At 65.0% G+C, this 7226-nt stretch carries 4 protein-coding genes; 3 read left to right on the top strand and 1 reads right to left on the bottom strand.

Features of this window, described 5'->3' with window-relative positions; all coding sequences use genetic code 11:
- Window positions 1-239: 239 nt before the first annotated feature.
- Complete coding sequence (gene aat, locus H8B02_RS24205) at window positions 240-920, bottom strand: leucyl/phenylalanyl-tRNA--protein transferase (RefSeq protein ID WP_229168589.1); 681 nt, start codon at window positions 918-920, stop codon at window positions 240-242.
- Between the two features lie 223 nt (window positions 921-1143).
- On the opposite strand from aat, the gene H8B02_RS24200 reads away from it, so the two are divergent.
- From H8B02_RS24200 to H8B02_RS24190, 3 genes are all read left to right on the top strand, one after another.
- Window positions 1144-2589: a DASS family sodium-coupled anion symporter gene (locus tag H8B02_RS24200; RefSeq protein ID WP_229168588.1), complete on the top strand. Its 1446-nt coding sequence runs from the start codon at window positions 1144-1146 to the stop codon at window positions 2587-2589.
- 268 nt (window positions 2590-2857) lie between these two features.
- Window positions 2858-4120 carry an MdtA/MuxA family multidrug efflux RND transporter periplasmic adaptor subunit gene (locus tag H8B02_RS24195; protein WP_229168587.1) on the top strand — a complete coding sequence of 421 codons (1263 nt, stop codon included), beginning with the start codon at window positions 2858-2860 and terminating at the stop codon, window positions 4118-4120.
- Window positions 4117-7224, top strand: a complete 3108-nt coding sequence (locus H8B02_RS24190) for an MdtB/MuxB family multidrug efflux RND transporter permease subunit (RefSeq protein WP_229168586.1) — start codon at window positions 4117-4119, stop codon at window positions 7222-7224. The genes H8B02_RS24195 and H8B02_RS24190 overlap by 4 nt, the downstream gene beginning before the upstream one ends.
- Window positions 7225-7226 lie beyond the last annotated feature (2 nt).

Genomic DNA, 7226 nt, shown 5'->3' with positions numbered 1-7226 from the left:
CGCCGAAGCAGGCCGCGCCGCGTCCGCCGCCGCAACCGCTGCCGCAATACCAGCAGCAGCCGCCACCTCCGCCGCCCCAGCAGCAGCGGCCGGGCGGGTTGTTCGGCGGATTGTTCGGGAATTGATTGGCACTACGTAGCCCGGATGAAGCGACAGCGAAATCCGGGTTCTTTCTCCGCGGATAATGCGGTCCCGGATTACGCTTCGCTTCATCCGGGCTACGCGATCACCGCGCTACGTCAATTGCGCGCGGCGATGATCGCCAGCGCGTCGGCGCCCTTGACCGGCTGCGTTGTATCGAGCTTGCGGAATTCGGCCGGCGCGCCTGCGATCGCCTTGTCGAGCAGCGCGCGATAGCGGCGGCGCGAAATCTCCACCGCACCGAACGTTTTCAGATGCTCGGTCACATATTGCGTGTCGAGCAGTTCGAACCCGCCCGCGATCAGCCGCGCCACCAGGTGCACCAGCGCGACCTTCGACGCGTCGCGCGTGGTGTGAAACATGCTTTCACCGAAGAAGGCGCGGCCGAGGCTGACGCCATAGAGCCCGCCGACCAGATTGTCGTCCTGCCAGACCTCGACGCTGTGGCAATGGCCTGACCCGTGCAGCCCGACATAGAGGTCGCGGATGCGCTTGTTGATCCAGGTGTCGTCGCGGCCGGGCTGCGGCGCCGCGCAACCGGCGATCACGGCCTTGAACGCGGTATCGACGGTGACGGTGAACACGTCCGAGCGCACGGTGCGCGCCAGGCGGGAGGCAACACGGAAGCCGTCGAATGGAATCACGCCGCGCAATTCCGGCTCGACCCAGAACAGGGTCGGATCGTCGGCGCTCTCCGCCATCGGGAAGATGCCGCAGGCATAGGCGCGCAGCAGCACCTCGGGCGTGATCTCGGAGGAGGCGGAGTCGCGTGAGGTCATGGTAGCGAAGATAGCAAAGCGCGGGCCGTCTTGCGATGGGGCCTGCCACGGGGTCGCGACGTGTTGACGAAACGCGCCGGTTCCTCCACAAGCCGCGCCATTCCGCCGCAGTTTCCCGAGACGGACTGCGCGACCATGCTACATTGCCACAAAAAGATGGCGCCGCCGCCCGGGACATGGCGGCTTGCGCGCCGACAATCGACACAGGTGAGGGGGACGCTGCATGAAATCGTCATGGCGGACGTTTGCGCCGCTGCTGGTCTGGCTGGTGATCTATCTGGTCCCGGTGCCGTCAGGGCTGAACGCCAATCAGTGGCACTATTTTGCGGTGTTCGCCGCCGTCATCACCGGGCTGATCCTCGAATCGATGCCGGTCGGCGCGGTCGGCCTGATCGGCCTGACGGTCGCCGGTGTCGGCGGCTATGTCGAGCCCGACCCGAACAAGTCGCTGCGCTGGATGCTCGCCGGCTTTTCCGAGAGCACGGTGTGGCTGATCGTCGGCGCCTTCGTGTTCTCGATCGGCTATCGCAAGAGCGGGCTCGGCCGCCGGCTGGCGCTGCTCTTGGTGCGCGGGCTCGGCCGCCGCACCATCGGGCTCGGCTACGCGGTGGCGTTCTCCGATCTGGTGCTGGCGCCGGCAACGCCGTCCAACACCGCGCGCTCGGGCGGCACCATCTATCCGATCGTCAGCAACATCCCGCGCATCTATGGCTCCGAGCCCGGTCCGACTGCGGGCAAGATCGGCACCTTCGTGATGTGGACCGCGTTTGCGACCACGGCCGTCACCAGTTCGCTGTTTCTGACCGCGCTGGCGCCGAACGCCGCCGCGCTCTCGATCGCCAAGAAGCTCGTCAATATCGAGGTCGGCTGGTCGCAATGGTTCATCGGCTTCGCGCCGCTCGGTATCCTCTTGCTGCTGCTGGTGCCGCTGCTGAGCTATTTCATCTGCAGGCCGGAGATCAAGGAGAGCCCGGAGATCGTGACCTGGAGCGAGGGCGAGCTTGCCAAGATGGGGCCACCGTCGCGGCACGAATGGATCATGGCGGTGCTGGTGGTGCTCGCGATGTTCCTGTGGATCTGCGGCTCCAATCCCAATATCAGCGTGCCGCTGCTCGGCTCGAACTTCATCAACGCGACCACGGTGGTGTTCGTCGTGATCTCGCTGATGCTGCTCACAGGCGTGATCGCATTCGAAGACATCGTCGCGGAGAAGAGCGCGTGGGAGGTCTTTTTCTATTTCACCTCGCTGCTCACGCTGTCGTCGGGTCTCAACGAGATCGGCTTCATCAAATGGGTGGCCGAGGGTTATGCGAAACCGCTCTCCGGCACCTCGCCGCTGGTCGGGATGATCCTGCTCGTCACATTCTTCTTCTGGATCCACTATTTCTTCTCGAGCATCACCTCGCATACCGCCGCGGTGCTGCCGGTGGTGCTCGCCGTCGGCTCCAGCATTCCCGGCCTGTCGGTGCAGACCCTGATGCTGCTGTGCGTCTATTCGCTCGGCCTGATGGGCGTGATCTCGCCCTACGCCACCGGACCGGCGCCGATGTATTACGGCAGCGGCTATATCGGCAAAGGCGACTTCTGGAAGTTCGGGCTGATCTTCGGCGTAATCTACTTTGCCGGATTGTTGCTGATCGTGTTGCCCTGGCTACAGATGATCGGGTAAAATAGCCACAATCCAGCGAGAAACAGCGGCCGATCGGGAAGGAGGACTTTCCTTTCCGATTCTTAACGCGCTTTGTCCGACGGAAGCGTCCAAAATGCTTCCACGAATGTGGCGCGCGCGGATTTCAGGGGACACATAGAGCCGCACCGGCTCATTCGTGTTTCTTCGTGGGCAAGTTATGGACCAGCATATCAAAGACCCGTCTATCGTGGCGCCCGAGCAAACCAGGCGGCCATCGCGCGGGCGAGGGTTTCTGACAGGGTGTGTCGTGCTGGCGGTGCTTGCCGGCATCGTCTGGTGGACGCGGCAGCAGGCCGCGCCGCCGCAGGCCGGCGGCGGGCGCAACGCCGGGCCGATGTCGATCGTGCCGGAGGCCGTCGGCAAGGGCGATATCGGCGTCAGCCTCAATGCGCTCGGCACCGTGACGTCGCTCGCGACCGTGACGATCAGAAGCCAGATCAGCGGCTACCTGATGAAGATCGATTTCAAGGAGGGCGATGAGGTCAAGAAAGGTGACCTGATCGCCGAGATCGATTCGCGTCCCTATGAGGCGACGCTGGCGCAGGCCAAGGGCACTCTGGCGCGCGACGAGGCGCAGCTGAAGGGCGCCCAGGTCGATCTCACGCGCTACCAGAACCTCGCCACGCAGAACGCCGTGCCGCATCAGACGCTCGATACCCAGGTCGCGCTGGTCGCGCAGTATCAGGGCACGGTCGAGGCCGACCGGGCGTCGGTGAAATCGGCCGAAGTGAACTTGCAATATTGTCGCATCGTCTCGCCGATCAACGGGCGGGTCGGACTGCGCCAGGTAGACCTTGGCAATTACGTGACGGCGGGCGACACCAACGGCCTTGTCGTGATCACGCAGCTCGAGCCGATCAGCGTGCTGTTCACGCTGCCGGAGGACAATCTGCAGGCGGTCGCGAAGCGGTTGAAGGACGGCGCGGTGCTGCCGACGGCGGCCTATGACCGCAGCGGCGCCAACAAGCTCGCCGAGGGATCGCTGCAGACCTTCGACAGCCAGATCGATGCGACCACCGGCACGATCAAGCTGCGCGCCCAGTTCGAGAACGACAAGCGCACGCTGTATCCGAACCAGTTCGTCAACATCCGCCTGCTGCTCGACACCCACAAGGATGCCACGACGATGTCGACCGCCGCCATCCAGCGCGGCGTCCCCGGCACCTTCGTCTATCTCGTCAACGCCGACAGCACGGTCTCGGTACGGCCGGTTAAGATCGGCGTCACCGATGGCGACCGTGTCGAGGTGCTCTCGGGGCTTGTGCCTGGCGATCGCATCGTGATCGACGGCGCCGACAAGCTGCGCGAGGGCGCCAAGGTGGTGGTGCGCTCCTCCGCCGATGCCGCGAGCCCGGCCGGCGCGGCCAAGGGCACGGCGAGCGGCGCGGCGAATGGGACCGCCAAGGGTGACGGCAAGGGAGACACCAAGGCAGATAGCAAGGGTGGCGCCGATCCCGACAAGGCGGGAGGCGGCAACCACAAGGGTGCCGCGGACGGGCAGACGAAATGAACCCGTCGCGGCCATTCATCCTGCGGCCGGTGGCGACGACCCTGATGATGATCGCCATCATGCTGTCGGGCATGCTGGCGTTCAGATTCCTGCCGGTCGCGGCGCTGCCGGAGGTCGATTATCCGACCATCCAGGTGCAGACCTTCTATCCGGGCGCCAGCCCCGACGTGATGACGTCGTCGGTAACGGCGCCGCTCGAGGTGCAATTCGGCCAGATGCCGAATCTGAACCAGATGAGCTCGGTGAGTTCGGCCGGCTCGTCCGTGATCACGCTGCAGTTCGGCCTGTCGATCTCGCTCGACGTCGCCGAGCAGGAGGTGCAGGCCGCGATCAACGCCGCGGGCAATCTCTTGCCGTCGGACCTGCCGGCGCCGCCGATCTACGCCAAGGTCAATCCGGCTGACGCGCCGATCCTGACCCTTGGCCTGACCTCGAAGACCATGCCGCTGACGCAGGTGCAGGACTTCGTCGACACCCGCCTGGCGCAGAAGATCTCGCAGCTGCCCGGCGTCGGCCTCGTCAGCATCAGCGGCGGCCAGCGCCCCGCGGTTCGCATCCAGGCCGACATCCGCAAGCTCGCGGCCTATGGCCTCAACATCGACGATCTCCGCACCACGCTCGGCAACGCCAATGTCAACACGCCGAAGGGCAATTTCGACGGCGCGATGCGCGCCTACACCATCAATGCCAACGACCAGATCCGCAATGCCAGCGACTACCGCTCGCTGATCATCGCCTACAAGAACGGCTCGCCGGTTCGCCTCAGCGACGTCGGCAACGTCGTCGACGGCGCGCAGAACGACAAGCTCGGCGCCTGGATGAACGAGACGCAGGCGATCATCCTCAACATCCAGCGCCAGCCCGGCGCCAACGTGATCTCGGTGGTCCAGGGCATCAAGGACCTGCTGCCGCAACTGCAAGCCACGCTGCCGGCCGCGATCGACCTCAACATCCTGACCGACCGGACCGTGACGATCCGGGCCTCGGTCCGCGACGTCGAATACGAGCTGGCGCTCGCGGTGATCCTGGTCGTGCTGGTGATCTTCGTGTTCCTGCGCTCGACCCGCGCCACGCTGATCCCGAGCCTGTCGGTGCCGCTCTCGCTGGTCGGCACGCTGGGCGCGATGTATCTGTTCGGCTTCAGCCTGAACAATCTGTCGCTGATGGCGCTGACGATCGCGACCGGCTTCGTGGTCGACGACGCCATCGTCGTGATCGAGAACATCTCGCGCTATATCGAGGAGGGCGAGTCGCCGCTCGAGGCGGCGCTGCGCGGCTCCGAGCAGATCGGCTTCACTATCATCTCGCTGACGGTGTCACTGATCGCGGTGTTGATCCCGCTGCTGTTCATGGGCGACGTCGTCGGCCGCCTGTTCCGCGAATTCGCCATCACGCTGTCGGTCACGATCCTGATCTCCGCCGTGGTGTCGCTGACGCTGGTGCCGATGGCCTGCGCGAAACTCCTGAAGCCGGAAAGCATGACGCGCGAGAACACCTTCCAGCGGCTCAGCCGGGAAGGCTTCGACGCCGTCATCGCGATCTACGGCCGGATGCTCAACTGGGTGCTCGACCGCCAGACGTTCGTTCTATTGATCGCGCTCGCCACCTTTGGTCTCACGGCGCTGCTCTACGTCGTCATCCCCAAGGGCTTCTTCCCGGTGCAGGACACCGGCGTGATCCAGGCGATCTCGGAGGCGCCGCAATCGGTGTCCTATGCGGCGATGGCCGAGCGGCAGCAGCGGCTCGCCAGCGCGATCCTCAGGGATCCCGATGTCGAGAGCCTGTCGTCCTTCATCGGCGTCGACGGCACCAACACCACGCTCAACAGCGGCCGCATCCTGATCAACCTGAAGCCGCATGAGCAGCGCAAGGCCGGCGTCTCGACGGTGATGGACCGGATCAAGGCGAGCACCGCGGCGCTGACCGGCATCACGCTCTACATGCAACCGGTCCAGGACCTCACCATCGAAGGCACGGTGAGCCGGACGCAGTATCAGTTCATCCTGCAGGATGCCGATCCGAACGAGCTCGCGGAATGGACGCCGAAGCTGGTCGACAAGCTCAGGGAATTACCCGAGCTCAGCGACGTCACCAGCGACATCTCCGCGCAGGGGCTTTCGGTGTTCGTCGACATCGACCGCGACCAGGCCGCGCGGTTCGGCATCACGCCGGCCACGATCGACAATGCGCTGTACGATTCCTACGGCCAGCGCATCGTCTCCACCGTCTTCACCAATTCGAACCAGTACCGCGTCATCCTGGAGGCCGACCCGTCGCTGCAGAATTCGCTGGATTCGCTGTCGTCGATCTATTTGCCGTCATCGGTCGGCTCGACGCCGGTGCGGCTGTCGGTCTTGGCGAAGATGCGGGTCGAGACCGCGCCGCTGCAGGTCTCGCATCTCGGCCAGTTCCCGTCGGCAACCGTCTCGTTCAACCTGGCCCCGGGCGCCTCGCTCGGCGGCGCGGTGACCGCGATCAAGCAAGCGCAGGCCGAAATCAACCAGCCGCTCGGCATGATCACGAGCTTCCAGGGCGCGGCGCTGGCGTTCCAGTCCTCGCTCTCCAACCAGCTGTTCCTGATCCTGGCCGCGATCATCACGGTCTATATCGTGCTGGGCGTGCTCTATGAGAGCTTCATCCATCCGCTGACGATCCTGTCGACGCTGCCATCCGCCGGCATCGGCGCGTTGCTGGCGCTGATGATGGCCGGCCAGGACCTCACCATCATCGCGATCATCGGCATCATCCTCCTGATCGGCATCGTGAAGAAGAATGCGATCATGATGATCGACTTTGCGCTCGACGCCGAGCGCAACGAGGGCAAGCCGCCGCGGGAGGCGATCTACCAGGCCTGCCTGTTGCGGTTCCGGCCGATCATCATGACGACGATGGCCGCCGTCCTCGGCGCGCTGCCGCTGATGATCGGCAGCGGCGCCGGCTCCGAGCTCCGGCATCCGCTCGGCATCTCGATCGTCGGCGGCCTGCTGGTGAGCCAGCTGCTGACCCTGTTCACGACGCCGGTGATCTATCTCTGGTTCGATCGCCTGGCGCTTCGGTTTGCCGGGCGGGCGGACGAGGTCGGCGAGGCGAGCGGGTGGCGTTGAGC

This window comes from Bradyrhizobium altum, assembly GCF_020889705.1.
Lineage (GTDB): Bacteria > Pseudomonadota > Alphaproteobacteria > Rhizobiales > Xanthobacteraceae > Bradyrhizobium > Bradyrhizobium altum.
Note: the sequence above shows the minus strand (reverse complement) of the source record. Positions and strands in the feature narration are given on the sequence as shown.

What these genes read in the sequence shown, in the direction of transcription:
- aat (WP_229168589.1), bottom strand. Translation starts at nt 920, where the DNA reads ATGACCTCACGCGACTCCGCCTCCTCCGAGATCACGCCCGAGGTGCTG.
- H8B02_RS24190 (WP_229168586.1), top strand. Translation starts at nt 4,117, where the DNA reads ATGAACCCGTCGCGGCCATTCATCCTGCGGCCGGTGGCGACGACCCTG.
- H8B02_RS24200 (WP_229168588.1), top strand. Translation starts at nt 1,144, where the DNA reads ATGAAATCGTCATGGCGGACGTTTGCGCCGCTGCTGGTCTGGCTGGTG.